This is a genomic window from Kocuria sp. GQ42 (assembly GCF_059758435.1).
On the sequence record NZ_JCAXEN010000001.1, the window covers coordinates 105,234 to 119,683 of the forward strand.

Consider the following 14,450-nt stretch of genomic DNA (forward strand, 5'->3'; position numbering starts at 1 on the left):
GAACTCGAAGGAGCACCACGGCATGCGTCTCGGAGTCCTCGACGTGGGGTCGAACACCGTCCATCTCCTCCTGCTGGACGTCTACCCGGGCTCCCGGCCCGAGCCGTACGCGTCCCACAAGCTCGCCCTGCGGCTGGTGCAGTACCTCGACGCCGACGGCAACATCTCCGACGCCGGCCGGGACGCCCTCACCGCGTTCGTGGTCGAGGCCCGGGACTTCGCCGTGGACAACCGGGCCGAGGACTTCCTGGCCTTCGCGACCTCCGCGATCCGCGAGGCCGGCAACGGGGCGCAGGTGCTGGACCACGTGCAGTCCCGCTCCGGCGTGACCCTCACGGAGCTGGCCGGGGACCAGGAGGCGGCCGTGACGTTCTTCGCGGTGCGCCGCTGGTTCGGCTGGGGCGCGGGGACCGTTCTCGACCTCGACATCGGCGGCGGGTCCTTCGAGATGGCCCTGGGGGACAACGCGCTGCCCACCGTGGCGACCTCGGTGCCGCTCGGCGCGGGGCGGCTCACCCGCACCTTCGTCGCCGGGGACGTCGCGACCCCGAAGGAGATGAAGGCTCTGCGCAAGCACGTGCGCCAGGAGCTCCGGCCCGCGGTCGACCGGGTCCGCGCGGCCGGGGAGCCCACCTGCGTGGCCGGCACCTCCAAGACGTTCCGCTCCCTGGCCCGGATCTGCGGGGCGGCGCCGTACGAGATGGGCCCGTACGTGCCCCGCACCCTCCACCTCGAGGACCTGCGGCTGTGGACCCGCCGGATGGAGGCCATGTCCCCGGCGGAGCGCGCCGAGCTGCCCGGCGTCTCCGCCGCGCGGGCCCGGCAGATCCTCGCCGGGGCCGTGGTGGCGGAGTCGGCGATGGACGCCTACGGCGTCGAGTCGATCCGGATCTGCCCGTGGGCGCTCCGCGAAGGGCTGATCCTGCGCCGCCTGGACCAGCTGAGCAGCCACTCCGACGTCCGCACCGTGGACCCCCGGCACCTGGTGGGTGCGGCATGAGCGAGCAGCAGGGCGCCGCCGCGGAGCCGTACCGTCCGCACGTGGCGCTGTCCACCAGCTCCCTCTATCCGCTCGGGGTGCCGGAGACCTTCGAGGCGGCCGTGGAGCTGGGCTACGACAGCGTGGAGGTGCTCGTCACGCACGAGCGGATGAGCCAGCTCACCCACCAGCTGCAGGACCTCGTGCAGCGCCACCAGCTCCCCATCTCGACCATCCACGCCCCGACCCTGCTGCTGACCCAGCAGGTGTGGGGCAAGTCGTGGACCAAGATCCAGATGGCGGCCGCGCTCACCGAGCAGGTGGGCGCGGAGGTCGTCGTGGTCCACCCGCCCTTCCGGTGGCAGCGCCGGTACGCCGCGAACTTCGTGGAGGGGGTGCGGGTGGTCTCCCAGGCCACCGGCGTGAAGATCTCCGTGGAGAACATGTACCCCTGGCGGGTCCGCGGCCGCGACACCGTGGTCTACGCCCCGCACTACAGCCCGCTGGGCCTGGACTACGACTGGGTGACGTGGGACTTCTCGCACGCCGCCACCGCCCGGATGGACTCCCTGGCCGCCATCCGGGAGCTGGGCCCCCGGCTGGGCCACGTCCACCTGACCGACGGGTCCGGGGAGACCACGGCGGACGAGCACCTGCTGCCCGGCCACGGGGTGCAGCCGGTGGCCGAGTCCCTCGAGTTCCTCGCCTCCACCCGGTGGCAGGGCATCATCGGGGTCGAGGTCTCGACCCGCCGCTCGAAGAACGCCGACGAGCGCACCCAGTGGCTCGCGGAGTCCCTCGAGTTCGCCCGCCGGCACACGAGCCGCTCCGACGGCGCCCCGAGCGCCGGCGGCCCCGACGGCACGGAGGGCGCGGACGGCAGTCAGGGCTGAGGCCCGGGCGCACCCGGTCCGCCCGCCTCGTCGCGGTCCGTCCGAACCACACCGACCGATGCACCCCGCCGTCCCACCGGCGCCGTTCCGATCCCACCGTCCCGTTCCCACCGTTCCGATTCCACCGATGAGAGGACCTCACCGACCATGACCCCTGTGCTCGCCTTCCTGGGCTGCGGCTCCATGAACGGATCCATCCTGCGGGGGGTGCTGGCCTCCGGCGTGCCCGTCGAGCAGGTCCGGGCCACCGTCCGCTCCGCGGAGAGCGCCCGCCGGCTCGAGGACGAGACGGGCGTGCGGCCCTACGTCACCGGTGACGATCCCGATGCCAACCGGCGGGCCGCCCGTGAGGCGGACGTCGTGCTGCTCGGCGTCAAGCCCGTCGGCATCCTCGACCTCGCCCGCGAGATCGCCCCCGCCCTGCGCCCCGGCACGGTCGTGGCGTCGGTGGCGGCGGGGATCTCCGTCGGCGCCCTCGAGCGCGCCCTCCCCGCCGGTCAGCCGGTCGTGCGCACGATGCCGAACACGCCCTCCAGCGTGGGCCGCGGGGTGGTCTCGGTGACCCCGGGGGCCGCCACCGGCCCCGAGCAGACGGAGGCCGTGCGCCGGGTGCTCGAGGCCGTGGGCACCGTGGTCGAGGTCCCCGAGGAGCAGGTGGACGCCGTGACCGGCGTCTCGGGCTCCGGGCCCGCCTACGTGTTCCTGCTGGCCGAGGCCATGCAGCAGGCGGGGGAGCGGATGGGGCTGCCGGCGGACGTCGCGCGGGTCCTCGCGAAGGAGACCGTCTCCGGCGCCGGGGAGCTGCTCCGCCCGGCGGAGGCCGACCCCGCGGCCCTGCGCAAGGCCGTCACGAGCCCCAAGGGCACCACGGACCGGGCCATCACGACCTTCCAGGACAACGGCTTCGAGGCTCTCGTCGCCTCCGCGGCCCGCGCCTCGGCGGATCGCTCCGCGGAGCTCACGCGCGAGTTCAGCGGCGACTGAGCCGCGGACCGGGAGGTCCCCGGGTCCCGGGTCAGGGGCGGGCCGCGAAGCGCTCGAGCAGGTCCACGTGCCCCGAGACGATCAGCAGGTCGCGGGAGGTGACCTTGGTGTCGGGGCGGGCGTACGTGAAGTCCTCGCCCGGGGACTTCACGCCCACCACGGTCACGCCGTACTTGGAGCGGACGTGGGAGTCGCCCAGCGTGAAGCCCTGCACCTCCCGCGGAGGATACATCTTGACGATCGCGAAGTCGTCGTCGAACTCGATGTAGTCCAGCAGCCGGCCCGAGACCAGGTGCGCGGTGCGCCGCCCGGCGTCCGCCTCGGGGAAGATCACGTGGTGCGCCCCGATGCGGGAGAGGATCTTGCCGTGCGAGGGCGTGATGGCCTTCGCCCAGATCCGGCTCACGCCGAGGTCCACGAGGTTCGCCGTGATGAGCACGCTCGACTCGATGGACGTGCCGACGCCCACCACGGCGGAGTCGAACTCGGCCGCCCCCAGCTGGCGCAGGGCGTCGATGTCCGTGGCCTCGGCCTCGACCACGTGGGTGAGCTGCCCGGAGAGCTTCTGGACCAGCTGGGCGTCCCGCTCCACGCCCAGGACCTCCCGGCCCTGGCGGGCGAGCTGGAGCGCGGTGGCGGTGCCGAAGCGGCCGAGGCCGATCACCAGGACGGGGACGCTGTGGGACGAACGGTCAGCCAATGATGGGCCTTTCCTCGGGGTACCGGTAGAGGCGCCGGCGTGAGCGCAGCGCCAGGGCGGCGGCCACGGTGGTCGTGCCGATGCGCCCGATGAGCATGATCAGGACCAGGACGTACTTGCCGGCGGGGGGCAGCTCGCCGGAGAGCCCCACGCTGAGACCGCACGTCGCGTACGCGGAGATCACCTCGAACAGGACCCGGTCCAGCGGCTCCTGGGAGATCTCGACGAGGATCCCGCAGCCCACCAGGACGACGGTCGCCCCCATCATGATCACCGAGATCGCGATGCGGAGGGCGTCCTCGGGGATGGTCCGGTAGAACGCGATCACGGACCGGTCGCCCCGGGCCTCGGCCAGGATCGCCAGGAAGACCACGGCGAGGGTGGTGACCTTGATGCCGCCGGCCACGGAGGCCGGGCCGCCGCCCGCGAACATCAGCGCGTCGGTCATCAGCAGGGTCACCGGCTCCAGGCTGTTCATGTCCACGAGGTTGAAGCCCCCGGAGCGGACCATGACGGAGTGGAAGAAGCCCTCGAAGATCTTCTCGTGCACGGGCCGGTCCCGCAGGGTGTCCGGATTGGTCCACTCGAAGGCCAGGAACAGGGCCCACCCCACGAACAGCAGGATCGTGGTGGTCACGATCACCAGCTTCGTGTTGAGGTTCCACCGCGAGAAGCGCAGCCCGGTCTGCCGCAGCACGAGGACCACGGGGAAGCCGAGGGAGCCCAGGAGGACGCCCAGGGCGATCGGCAGGAGGATCAGCACCGCGTCCGTGTACGGGACGAGGCCGTCCGAGTGCGGGGTGAACCCCCCGTTGTTGAACGCGGAGACCGCGTAGAACACCCCGTGCCAGAGAGCGGTAAGGAACGGCTCCCCGACCACCAGGAAGCCGATCGTCAGCACCGTGGCCAGGATCGCCTCGATCGTCACGGACATCAGCACGATGATCTGCAGGAGCGAGCCCACCTCGCCCAGGCGCCCGATGTTCAGGGCCTCCTGGGTGATCAGCCGGGACTTCAGGCCGAGCTTGCGACCGATGGCCAGGGCCAGGATCGAGGTCATGGTGAGGGTGCCCAGACCGCCGATCTGCATCGCGACCAGGATCACGAACTGGCCGAAGAACGACCAGTTGGCCGCCGTCGACACCGTGGTCAGGCCCGTCACGGTGACCGCGGAGGTGGCCGTGAACACGGCGTCCTCGACCGGTGTCACGACGCCGGGGGCCGAGGCCACGGGCAGCCACAGCAGGAAGGAGAACACGGACACGACCGCGGCGAAGGAGATGACGGCGAGACGGGCGGGGGAGCCCGCCGCGATCCGGTCCACGAGGTCGCGCAGCGAGGTGAGCAGCCAGAACCGGCCGCGCTCCTCCGGACGGGCCCAGGGCGCGCGCTGCAGGTGGCTCACGGGCTCTCCTCCTGGTGTCCTGACCGCCCGGGCGGGGCGGCGGCCGCGGCGTTCGCCTCGACCCGAGACAGTATTCCACCCGAGCCCGTCCGCGGCGGGCAGCCGCGGGTGTAGGTTGTCGCCCATGCCCCTGGAAGAGGCCCTGCTGCGCGCCCGGGTCCGTCGACTGACCCGACGGCACGGGATCCGCTCCCCCCACGGCCGCCGGCCGGGACAACGGCGGAGCACCGATCCGCGGGAGGTGACCGCGGCGCGCACGGCGCAGCTGATCATCGGCGCGTTCGCGACCGCCCTGGCCGTCGGCACCGTCCTGCTGATGCTCCCGATCGCGAGGTCGGGCCCCGGCGGGGCGTCGTTCATGGAGGCGTTCTTCACCGCGACCTCGGCGATCTGCGTGACCGGGCTGGTCGTGGTGGACACGCCGACCTACTGGACGCCGTTCGGGCAGGCGGTGATCCTGGCCCTGATCCAGATCGGCGGGTTCGGGGTGATGTCCTTCGCCACCGTGCTGGGGATCCTCCTGGCCCGCCGGCTGGGCCTGACGGCCCGGATCATGAGCTCGACTGAGACGAAGAACCCCGGCTACGGGGACATGCGCCGGGTGCTGCTGCGCATCCTCGCCACCACGCTGGTGATCGAGACGGTCGTGGCCGCGGCCCTCGCCCTGCGCTTCTTCGCCGGCTACGGGTACGGACCGGGGCAGGCGGTGTGGCACGGCGTGTTCCACGCGGTCTCGGCGTTCAACAACGCCGGCTTCGCCCTGTACACCCTGTCGATGATGGACTTCGCCGCCGACCCCTGGGCCAACCTGCCGATCGTCGTCGCCGTGGTCCTGGGCGGGCTGGGGTTCCCGGTGCTCTACCAGCTGCGCCGGGAGTGGCGCCGGCCCCGGCGGTGGAGCATGAACACCCGGATCGTGCTGTTCGCCACCGCGGTCCTGCTCGGCGCCGGCACGGTGTTCCTGTGCGCGGTGGAGTGGTCCAACCCCGCCACCCTCGGGCCGATGCGGGCCGACGAGAAGCTGCTGGCCGGGTTCTTCCAGTCCACCATCGCCCGCACGGCCGGGTTCAACAGCATCGACATCTCGGCGATGCACCCGGTGTCCTGGCTGGGGCTGGACCTCCTGATGCTCATCGGCGGCGGCCCCGCCGGAACGGCCGGCGGGCTGAAGGTCACCACCGTCGCCGTCCTCGGCTTCATCGCCTGGACCGAGATCACCGGGGGAACGGCCGTGCACGTCCTCGGCAAGCGCCTGTCCCGGTCCGTGCAGCGCCAGGCGATCACGGTGGTCGTCCTGGCACTGGGCGCGGTGACCACCGCCACGATGGTGCTGATGCTGCTGCACGAGGACATCGGCCTGGACCGGATCCTGTTCGAGACGATCTCCGCGTTCGCCACCGTGGGCCTGTCCACGGGCATCACCGCGGATCTCTCGCCGGCGGCCCAGGGGGTGCTCATCGCCCTGATGTTCCTGGGCCGGCTGGGGCCCATCACCGTGGCCACCGCCATGGCGGCCCGTCCCCGGAAGGCCCTGTACGAACTGCCCAAGGAACGCCCGCTGATCGGCTGAGTCCACCGCGCCCGCCCGGCACACCACCCCACGGGGCCCCGCGGCCCACCCCGACACCTCCAGGAGGTCCCCACATGTTCCCCTCCCGCCCCGGCACCGACTCGCACCACCACTCCGGCCGCCGCCGGTCACCGGGCACGGTGGCCGTGATCGGCCTGGGCCGCTTCGGCGCCGCCCTGGCCCTCGAGCTGATGCGCAACGGCGCCGAGGTGCTGGGCATCGACGTCGACGAGGACGTCGTCCAGGAGCTCAACGGGCAGCTGACCACCGTGGTGCGCGCCGACGCCACCCAGGAACAGGTGCTGCGCCAGCTCGGCGTCGACGAGTTCGACAAGGTCGTGGTCGGCATCGGCTCCGACGTCCAGGCCAGCATCCTGGTCGCCTCCCGGCTGCTGAAGTTCGCCCACCCCGAGATCTGGGCGAAGGCCATCACCACGCCCCACGCCGAGATCCTCGAGCAGCTCGGGGTCCACCACGTCATCAGCCCCGAGCACGACATGGGCGTGCGCTCCGCCCACCTGATCCAGGGCCGGGTCCTCGACTTCGTGACGATCGACGAGGGATTCGCCCTCATCCGCTGCCCGGCCCCGGAGGCCGTCCAGCAGCGGCCGCTGGACACCCTCAGCATCCGGCGCACCCACGGGGTCTCGATCGTCGCGGTCCGCCGCCTGGGCCAGGGGTGGGAGGCCACCGAGCCCGGCACGGTCCTCTACGAGAACGACCAGATCCTGGTGACGGGACCCACCCGTGCGGTCGAGGCCTTCAGCGACCTCGACTGAGCCGCGCCGGGGTGACACAAAGGGCGCCGGCGCCACGCCCGCGACGGCGGGCCCCGGCCCCGAGTGGTCTAATGGCGGTGTGACCCCTGCTACGTCCGGGCCCGGCGCCCCGTACCCCACGCGACTGTTCTGGGACCCCGCCCTGCTCGAGTACAACTTCGGGGACCACCACCCCATGCACCCGTCCCGGCTCGAGGCCACCTACCGGCTGGTCCAGGAGTTCGGCCTGGACCGCCGGGACAACGTCACGGTGGAGGCGCCCGAGGTGGCCCCGGACGAGGTGCTCAACCTCGTCCACCCGCAGCACTACGTGGACTCGGTCCGGGCCGTCAGCGCCGACCCCACCGTGGAGGTCCCCGAGTGCGGTCTCGGCACCGAGGACACCCCCGGGTACCCGGGGGTGCACGAGGCGAGCGCCCGGCTCGTGGGCGGCACCTACCAGGGCGCCGTGGCCGTTCTCGCGGGGGACGCGGTGCACGCCGTGAACTTCGGGGGCGGGATGCACCACGCCCACGCGGAGAAGGCCAGCGGATTCTGCATCTACAACGACTGCGCCGTGGCGGTCCAGCACCTGCTGGACCAGGGTGTCCGGCGCGTGGCCTACGTGGACGTCGACGGCCACCACGGCGACGGCACCCAGTCGATCTTCTACGACGACCCCCGCGTGCTCACCGTCTCGCTGCACGAGACGGGCCTGACGCTGTTCCCGGGCACGGGCTTCGCCAACGAGACCGGCCGCGGGGAGGCCGAGGGGCACTCCGTGAACGTGGCGATGCCCACGGCCTCCGACGACTCCATGTGGCTGCGCGCGTTCGACGCCGTGGTCCCGCCCCTGCTGCGCCAGTTCCGGCCCGAGGTGATCGTGAGCCAGCACGGCTGCGACTCGCACTTCGCCGACGAGCTCACCCACCTGCGCGTCAGCGTCGACGCGCAGCGGCAGACCGCCGTGGCCCTGGCAGGGCTGGCCCACGAGCTGTGCGAGGGCCGGTGGATCGCCACGGGCGGGGGCGGGTACAACTGCTACGACGTGGTGCCCCGCTCCTGGACGCACCTGGTGGGAGTCGCCGCCGGCCACCCGATCGACGTGGGCACCGCGGTGCCGCAGCCGTGGCGCGACTACGTGCGCGAACGCTACGGCGCCGACGCGCCGCGGGTCATGGGCGACGAGGTGGACCTGTGGTGGCGCTCCTGGGAGGTGGGCTTCGACCCCAACGACGAGACGGACCGCACCATCATGGCCACCCGCAAGGAGGTCTTCCCCCAGTGGGGGCTGGACCCGTGGTTCGACTGAGCCCGCCGCCCGCGGGCTCCGGCAGCGGCGGGGGCAGCCACGGGGGCGGTACGGACGTGCCGGTGCCGGGAGCCGCGCGGCAACCCGTTTACAGTGATCGGATGGGCAACAACGACGTGTTCGCGGTGATCGCCGACAAGACCCGGCGGGGGATCCTCGCCGCGCTCAAGGACGGCGAACGACCCGTGGGCGACCTCGTGGCAGAGCTGGGGGTCTCCCAGCCGACCGTCTCGAAGCATCTGAAGATCCTGCGCGAGGCCGGTATGGTGTCCATGGAGGCACAGGGGCAACGACGTCTCTACGCCGTGCAGCCGGAGCCGCTGGCCGAGGTCACCGCATGGGTCCACGAGGTCGTGGGCGGTGCGGCGCACCAGCCGGCCGCCTCGACGCGCGCCCCGGGGGACGCCGCGGACAGCGGCACTGCCGGGGCCGGCGTCGCCGGCCCTGACGTCGTCGTGACCGCGGGGGCCGATGGGGCCGGGACGGCTCCGGAGGTGACGCCCGGGACGGACGTGCTGGACGCCGCGGCGGTGGTCGTTCCGGAGCCGGCCGTCGTCCCCAGCCCAGAGCCGGCGGTCGAGACCGGCCCGGCGCCGGCGGTCGGCGGCACCCCCGCGCGCCCGGGCAGGGGCGCGGGGGCTCGTGCAGCGGACATCCTGTCCAGCCTCTCCGGCCTGCGCCGCCGCACCAGGAATCCGCGGCGGTGACCGGCCGGGCCCAATCGATCCGAACGAGGAGCACCATGCACGAGGACCTGTACCCGATCCGCCAGGCCGTACTCGCCCGCAACCCCGGAGAGGTGGAGTTCCACCAGGCCGTGGACGAGGTCTTCGACTCCCTGGGCCCCGTGGTCGCACGCCACCCCGAGCTGCTCGACGCCGCGGTGCTCGAGCGGATCTGCGAGCCGGAGCGGCAGATCATCTTCCGCGTGCCGTGGACCGACGACGAGGGCCGCGTGCACATCAACCGCGGCTTCCGCGTGGAGTTCAACTCCGCGCTCGGGCCCTACAAGGGCGGGCTGCGCTTCCACCCCTCCGTGTACCTGGGCATCGTGAAGTTCCTGGGCTTCGAGCAGATCTTCAAGAACGCCCTCACGGGCATGCCGATCGGCGGGGGCAAGGGCGGGTCGGACTTCGACCCGAGCGGGCGCTCCGACGGCGAGATCATGCGCTTCTGCCAGTCCTTCATGACCGAGCTCTACCGCCACATCGGCGAGTACACGGACGTCCCCGCCGGTGACATCGGGGTGGGCGGACGCGAGATCGGCTACCTGTTCGGCCAGTACAAGCGGATCACCAACCGCTACGAGTCCAGCGTGCTCACCGGCAAGGGCCTCAGCTGGGGCGGTTCCCTGGTGCGCACCGAGGCCACCGGCTTCGGCACCGTGATGTTCGCCGAGGAGATGCTGCAGACCCGCGGGCAGTCCTTCGACGGTCAGACCGTGCTGGTCTCCGGCTCGGGCAACGTGGCGACCTTCGCGATCCACCGGGCGCAGCAGCTCGGGGCCACCGTGGTCACCGCCTCGGACTCCAGCGGCTACGTGGTGGACCCGGACGGCATCGAGCTGGACCTGCTCCGCGAGGTCAAGGAGGTGGAGCGCGGCCGGATCTCCGAGTACGCCGAGCGCCGCGGCGGACGCGCCCGGTTCATCGCCAAGGGCTCCGTCTGGGACGTTCCCGGCACGGTGGCGCTGCCGTGCGCCACCCAGAACGAGCTGGACGGCTCCCACGCCAAGAAGCTGCTCGGCCACGGCGTGCTCGCGGTGGCGGAGGGCGCGAACATGCCCACCACGGGCGAGGCCACCCGCCTGTTCCAGGAGGCGGACGTGCTCTTCGGCCCGGGCAAGGCGGCCAACGCCGGGGGCGTGGCCACGTCCGCGCTCGAGATGCAGCAGAACGCCTCCCGCGACTCGTGGACCTTCGAGTACACGGAGGAGCGGCTCGGCCAGATCATGAAGTCGATCCACGACACCTGCGCCGAGACCGCCGAGGACTACGGCATGCCCGGCAACTACGTGGCCGGCGCGAACATCGCCGGGTTCATGAAGGTCGCCGGCGCCATGATGGCGCAGGGCCTCATCTGACCCGTGCCGGGTCCGGTCCGCCGGGCCCGGCAGGGGTTCCCCGTCCGCACTTCCGACACGTCCGGACCCGCGTTCGTCCCACGGAGGGCCGCGGTGGTCCTACCCTGGAGACTATGGCAACGCATCGGCAGGTCCTGCAGTGGCTGGAGAACGAGCTGTTCGACGGCCACCTCGTGCTGGGCCAACAACTGCCCTCGGACCGCGACCTCGCGGCCATCCACCGCGTGTCCCGCAACACCATGCGGGAGGCGCTCAAGATCCTGGAGGCCCAGGGCATCGTGCGGCTGTTCGACGGGCCGCGCAAGTCGATCCTGCCCATGCTGGTGCGGGAGCCCGCCGCGTCCGCGGGGCCCGCGCTGCAGCTGCACATGGCCACCTCGGACTACCCCCTGCGGGACATCGTGCAGACCCGGGTGCTGCTCGAGACGTGGGCCCTGGAGCGCTCGGACCCGGAGCACCCGGCGATGGCCGAGCTGCGGGCGCTGCTCGAGCAGATGGCCCGGGACGACCTGTCGCTCAAGGAGTTCCACCACCTCGAGGTGAGCTTCCACATCGCCCTGTGCAAGACCGCCGGCAACTCGGTGGTCTCCGCCCTGATGTCCTCCCTGCGGGACTCGATCTACGAGTACACGATGGCCCTGGTGGGCCACGTGCCCCTGTGGAGCACCACCGCGGACCGGCTGCGCGCGGAGCACCACGCCATCTACTCCGCCGTGGCGGCCGGTGACCGCCGGCTGGCGTCCCGGCTGGTGGCGGAGCACATCGAGTACCAGTACCGCGAGGCCGGCGTGGACCCGGACCAGGAGCAGCGCACCCCCGGTCCGGCTCCGGACGCGCCCGCCGAGCTCAACCCGCCCGGCGCCGCGGCGCAGCCGGACACCGGCGCGCACGAGCTCGCGGACGCCTTCGAGGAGGAGCCCGGGGACGGGCCCGCGCCGGTGTCCCGCAGCGCCTGAGCCGGCCGCGGCCGGACCGAGTACAGCAATCTCCCCACAAGACGGTAGGGTGTCAGTGAACGTTTGCCCGGCCGTCACCGTCCGCAGGCCGGCACCCCTGGTTCCCGCCTGTCGCGCGGAGTCCCCGGGGGCACACCACCGAGACATGAAGATGCGAGGGATCCTATGGGTTCAGTGATCAAGAAGCGCCGCAAGCGGATGTCCAAGAAGAAGCACCGCAAGCTGCTCCGCAAGACCCGTCACCAGCGCCGCAACAAGAAGTGACCCTGCGCTGAGCGCCACCGGGGGCCGCCGTCCGATCCAGGACGGCGGCCCCCGGTGCGTTCCCGGGCCCGTCCGCACCGCGCGGCGGGCCCGTAGCATGGGCTCCATGACTCCTCCGCCGCCCGCCGTGACCCTCCTCACCCGCCCGGGGTGCCACCTCTGCGAGGCCGCCCGGGAGTCCGTGGACCGGGTCGCCTCCGCGCTGGGGCTGGAGTGGGAGGACGTCGACGTCGACACCGACCCCGAGCTGGCCCGCCGGCACGCCGAGGAGATCCCCGTGGTCCTCGTGGACGGCGTCCCGCGCGACTTCTGGCAGATCGACGAGCGCCGCCTCGCCCGGCTGCTGCGCGAGCGCCTGGCCGGCTGAGCCGCCCCCGTTTTGGGGCCGGTGCGCCCGGTCTGGGACCATGGGGGCATGCCCTCCTCGACCGTCCACCTGCTGCGCCACGGCCAGGTCCTCAACCCGGACCGCATCGTCTACGGGAGGCTGCCCAGCTACGGCCTCACCGAGCTCGGTGCGCGGATGGCGGAGGCCGCCGCCGCGGAGCTCGCCCGCCGCGTGAACACCGGCTCGCGCATCGTCCACCTCGTCTCCTCGCCGCTGCAGCGCGCCCGGGAGACGGCCGCGCCCGTGGCCCGGGAGCTGCACCTGCCGGTGCACCCGGACGAGCGGATCATCGAGGCGCACAACCACTTCGAGGGCCTGCACGTGGACCTCCCCGAGCTGCTGCGGCCCCGGCACTGGCCGCACCTGCGCAACCCGCTGCGGCCCTCCTGGGGCGAGCCCTATCGGCACCAGGTCGCGCGCATGGCGGAGGCGGTGCTGGACGCCGGGCGCGCCGCCGTGGAGCGCGGCGGGGACGGCGCCGAGGCCGTGCTCGTGTCCCACCAGCTGCCGATCTGGCTCACCCGGCTCTCCGCCGAGGGGCGCCCCCTGCCGCACGACCCCCGGCGGCGGCAGTGCAACCTCGCCTCCATCACCTCCCTCGTATTCGACGACCTCGACTCCGGGCGCCCGCCCCGGGTCGTCTACAGCGAGCCCGCCGCCGACCTCTACTCAGGGGTCAACCAGCTTCCCGGTTCATAATGGCCGGGCGCCGCCGCCCTCCCCGTCCCGTCCAGAGCACCAGGTGATCCGTCCGTGACCTCCCGCCCCTCGCCCGCCCCCCGTCCGTCCCGCCGCCGCGTGCTCTCGCTCGCGGGCCTCGGCGTCCTCGGACTCGCCCTCGCCGGGTGCACGGAGGAGGACTCCCTCGCCCAGCAGGCGAACTCGGGGGACCAGAAGGGCTACATCGCCGGGGACGGCACGGTCTCCGAGTACCCGGCCGCCGAGCGCGGGGAGCCGGTGCAGTTCGCCGGCACGCTGTTCGACGGCACGCCCCTCGCCGCCGAGGACCTGCGCGGGCGGCCCGCGCTGCTGAACTTCTGGTACGCGGGCTGCGCCCCGTGCCGCGTGGAGGCCCCCGACCTCCGCGAGCTCGCCGAACGGTTCGAGGGGCAGGCCGCCTTCTACGGCGTGAACCTGCGCGACGAGCGGGCCACCGCCGAGGCGTTCGAGCGCACCTTCGAGATCCCGTACCCCTCCGTCGCGGACAAGGACGGGGGCGTGCTCATGGCGCTGAGCGCGTACGTGCCGCCGCAGGCCGTGCCGACCACGCTCGTGCTCGACGCCCAGGGGCGGGTGGCCGCCCGCATCCTCGGCATCGCGGACCGCTCCGTGCTCGAGACCCTCCTCGAGGACACGGTGGCCGAAGCGGCATGACGGCTGGCAACCCCTTCGCCGAGATCGTCCTCGACGGCTCCCTCCTCGTCGCGCTGCCCGTGGCGCTGCTCGCCGGCCTCGTGTCCTTCGCCTCCCCGTGCGTGCTGCCCCTCGTGCCCGGCTACCTCGGCTACGTCACCGGCCTGACCGGCGCGGACCTGCAGGAGCAGCGGCGCGGCCGCGTGCTCGCGGGGATCACGCTGTTCGTCCTCGGCTTCTCCGCCGTGTTCCTGCTGATGTCCGTGCTGCTGGCCCAGCTGGGCGCCTACGCCTGGTTCCTGGGCCAGAACTGGATCACCGTGGTCCTCGGCGGGCTCGTGGTGCTCATGGGCGTCGTGTTCCTCGGCGGGGTGTCCTTCTTCCAGCGGGACCGCAAGATCGAGCACCGCCCACCGCCCGGGCTCTGGGGCGCCCCGCTGCTCGGCGTGACGTTCGGCCTCGGCTGGGCCCCCTGCATCGGCCCCACCTTCGCGGCCGTGCAGGCGCTCGTCTACGTGGACGGCGCCTCGACCGGCAAGGCGGCCGTCCTCACGGTCGCCTACTGCCTGGGCCTGGGCGTGCCGTTCCTGCTGCTCGCCCTCGCCCTGCGCCGGGGCATGGGCGCCATGGGCTTCTTCCGCCGGCACCGCCTCGGCATCCAGCGCGCCGGCGGCGGCCTGCTCGTCCTCGTCGGCCTGCTCATGATGACGGGCGCGTGGACCGCGTTCGTCTCCTGGGTGCAGGCCGAGCTCGTCACCGACTGGGTGATGCCGATCTGAGCACCGCCGACCCGCGAGCCCGCACC

Annotated in this window: 16 protein-coding genes; 14 read left to right on the forward strand and 2 right to left on the reverse strand. The window is 72.7% G+C overall.

Annotation, left to right across the window (positions count from 1 at the left end; all coding sequences use genetic code 11):
• Positions 1–22: 22 nt before the first annotated feature.
• From AC6CH6_RS00470 to proC, 3 genes are all read left to right on the forward strand, one after another.
• On the forward strand, positions 23–1,000 hold the full coding sequence (locus AC6CH6_RS00470; protein ID WP_498253688.1) for a Ppx/GppA phosphatase family protein: 978 nt from the start codon (positions 23–25) through the stop codon (positions 998–1,000).
• Positions 997–1,872, forward strand: coding sequence for a sugar phosphate isomerase/epimerase family protein (locus AC6CH6_RS00475; RefSeq protein WP_498253689.1), 876 nt, complete (start codon positions 997–999; stop codon positions 1,870–1,872). Before AC6CH6_RS00470 ends, AC6CH6_RS00475 begins: the two co-directional genes overlap by 4 nt.
• A 147-nt stretch (positions 1,873–2,019) precedes the next feature.
• Positions 2,020–2,856, forward strand: coding sequence for a pyrroline-5-carboxylate reductase (proC, locus tag AC6CH6_RS00480; RefSeq protein WP_498253690.1), 837 nt, complete (start codon positions 2,020–2,022; stop codon positions 2,854–2,856).
• 31 nt (positions 2,857–2,887) lie between these two features.
• Here proC and AC6CH6_RS00485 read toward each other — a convergent pair whose 3' ends face one another.
• Positions 2,888–3,556, reverse strand: a complete 669-nt coding sequence (locus AC6CH6_RS00485; RefSeq protein ID WP_368820541.1) for a potassium channel family protein — start codon at positions 3,554–3,556, stop codon at positions 2,888–2,890.
• The gene (locus AC6CH6_RS00490) at positions 3,549–4,961 is read right to left on the reverse strand and encodes a TrkH family potassium uptake protein (protein WP_498253691.1); all 1,413 of its coding nucleotides are present in this window, start codon (positions 4,959–4,961) and stop codon (positions 3,549–3,551) included. The genes AC6CH6_RS00485 and AC6CH6_RS00490 overlap by 8 nt, the downstream gene beginning before the upstream one ends.
• Positions 4,962–5,085: 124 nt before the next feature.
• On the opposite strand from AC6CH6_RS00490, the gene AC6CH6_RS00495 reads away from it, so the two are divergent.
• From AC6CH6_RS00495 to AC6CH6_RS00545, 11 genes are all read left to right on the forward strand, one after another.
• On the forward strand, positions 5,086–6,531 hold the full coding sequence (locus AC6CH6_RS00495) for a TrkH family potassium uptake protein (RefSeq protein WP_498253692.1): 1,446 nt from the start codon (positions 5,086–5,088) through the stop codon (positions 6,529–6,531).
• A gap of 74 nt (positions 6,532–6,605) precedes the next feature.
• On the forward strand, positions 6,606–7,310 hold the full coding sequence (locus AC6CH6_RS00500) for a potassium channel family protein (RefSeq protein ID WP_498253693.1): 705 nt from the start codon (positions 6,606–6,608) through the stop codon (positions 7,308–7,310).
• Positions 7,311–7,389: 79 nt separating this feature from the next.
• Entirely contained in the window at positions 7,390–8,601 is a 1,212-nt protein-coding gene (locus AC6CH6_RS00505; RefSeq protein ID WP_206063985.1) for an acetoin utilization protein AcuC, read from the forward strand.
• A 101-nt stretch (positions 8,602–8,702) separates the two neighbouring features.
• The gene (locus AC6CH6_RS00510) at positions 8,703–9,308 is read left to right on the forward strand and encodes an ArsR/SmtB family transcription factor (protein ID WP_498253694.1); all 606 of its coding nucleotides are present in this window, start codon (positions 8,703–8,705) and stop codon (positions 9,306–9,308) included.
• A 35-nt stretch (positions 9,309–9,343) separates the two neighbouring features.
• Complete coding sequence (gdhA, locus tag AC6CH6_RS00515; protein ID WP_017832485.1) at positions 9,344–10,684, forward strand: NADP-specific glutamate dehydrogenase; 1,341 nt, start codon at positions 9,344–9,346, stop codon at positions 10,682–10,684.
• Positions 10,685–10,797: 113 nt separating this feature from the next.
• Entirely contained in the window at positions 10,798–11,640 is an 843-nt protein-coding gene (locus AC6CH6_RS00520; RefSeq protein ID WP_133409258.1) for a FadR/GntR family transcriptional regulator, read from the forward strand.
• 165 nt (positions 11,641–11,805) lie between these two features.
• Positions 11,806–11,904: a 30S ribosomal protein bS22 gene (locus tag AC6CH6_RS00525; protein WP_005504750.1), complete on the forward strand. Its 99-nt coding sequence runs from the start codon at positions 11,806–11,808 to the stop codon at positions 11,902–11,904.
• 106 nt (positions 11,905–12,010) lie between these two features.
• Positions 12,011–12,271 carry a glutaredoxin family protein gene (locus AC6CH6_RS00530; protein WP_133409259.1) on the forward strand — a complete coding sequence of 87 codons (261 nt, stop codon included), beginning with the start codon at positions 12,011–12,013 and terminating at the stop codon, positions 12,269–12,271.
• A gap of 48 nt (positions 12,272–12,319) precedes the next feature.
• Positions 12,320–12,991: a histidine phosphatase family protein gene (locus AC6CH6_RS00535; RefSeq protein WP_498253695.1), complete on the forward strand. Its 672-nt coding sequence runs from the start codon at positions 12,320–12,322 to the stop codon at positions 12,989–12,991.
• 54 nt (positions 12,992–13,045) lie between these two features.
• Positions 13,046–13,666: a TlpA family protein disulfide reductase gene (locus AC6CH6_RS00540; protein WP_035925018.1), complete on the forward strand. Its 621-nt coding sequence runs from the start codon at positions 13,046–13,048 to the stop codon at positions 13,664–13,666.
• Entirely contained in the window at positions 13,663–14,424 is a 762-nt protein-coding gene (locus tag AC6CH6_RS00545; RefSeq protein WP_017832479.1) for a cytochrome c biogenesis CcdA family protein, read from the forward strand. The genes AC6CH6_RS00540 and AC6CH6_RS00545 overlap by 4 nt, the downstream gene beginning before the upstream one ends.
• Positions 14,425–14,450 lie beyond the last annotated feature (26 nt).